Source organism: Microbacterium sp. Bi128, from assembly GCF_918698205.1.
Window position 1 is genome coordinate 1 of sequence record NZ_CAKKMM010001473.1, and the last position, 1,224, is coordinate 1,224.

The window sequence follows — 1,224 nt, forward strand, 5'->3', positions numbered from 1 at the left end:
GGACTTGCTCCTGCCCGGCACACGCCCGGCCACCAACAGAAAGATCCGATGCAGACCACTTCTGACCACGCCGTCCCGGCGCAAGTTGACCTGAAGCAGGCCGACCGCCCGGACCACAAGCCCCTGGTCCGCTGGCTACTGGCCAACCAGGTCGCACCCGCCGGCCCCGAAGCCGAGGAAGATCACAAGCCCAACGCCTGGTGGAAAGTCATGTGCCTGACCGGCGTCGACTATTTCTCCACCCTGTCCTACCTTCCCGGTATCGCCGCCCTGGCCGCCGGTGCCCTGTCGCCGCTGGCCACCCTGCTCATTGTGGCCCTGACCCTGCTGGGCATGCTGCCCATGTACCGCCGGGTCGCGCAGGAGAGCCCGCACGGGCAGGGCTCGGTTGCCATGCTGGAGAAGCTGCTCCCGTTCTGGCGCGGCAAGTTCTTCGTGCTGCTGCTGCTCGGGTTCGTTGCGACCTCGTGGATCATCACCATCACCCTCTCCGGAGCCGACGCGACGGTGCACCTGCTCGAGAACCCGATCGTACCTGCGGGATTGAAAGGCAGTGCCGTGATCATCACGGTGATCCTGCTGCTGATCCTGGGTGGGGTGTTCCTGCTCGGCTTCAACGAGGCCGTCGGCGTCGCCATTCCGCTTGTGGCCGTCTACCTGCTCCTGAACGCCGCCGTCGTCGCAGCAGGATTCGCCCATGTTCTCTCCGAACCGTCCCTGATCGCCGGCTGGACCGACCGGCTGCTCGCCAGCGCCGGCGGCGGCCCCATGGACCTGATCGGGCCCGCCGTCATCGCCTTCCCCCTGCTGGTCCTGGGCCTGTCCGGGTTCGAGACAGGCGTCTCGATGATGCCGCTGATCAAGGCCACCGGCGACAGCCCCGAGCAGGTCATGGCGTCCCGGGTCAGGAACACCCGCAAGCTGCTCACCACGGCGGCGGCCATCATGAGCGTCTACCTGATGTCCACCAGCTTCCTCACCACGGTCATGATCCCGGCCAAGGAGTTCGAGGAGGGCGGACAGGCCAACGGCCGCGCCCTGGCGTTCCTCGCCCACGACCTGTTCGGCGCCGGGTTCGGCACCGTTTACGACATTTCCAGCGCCCTGATCCTTTGGTTCGCCGGAGCCTCCGCCATGGCCGGACTCATCAACATCGTGCCCCGGTACCTGCCGGCCTACGGCATGGCGCCGGAATGGGGCCGGGCCGTCCGCCCGGTCGTAATC

At 67.2% G+C, this 1,224-nt stretch carries 1 pseudogene; it reads left to right on the forward strand.

The window, feature by feature from the left end:
- Window positions 1–48: 48 nt before the first annotated feature.
- Window positions 49–1,224 (forward strand): annotated as a pseudogene (locus LQV45_RS33785) (amino acid transporter); the annotation flags it as partial.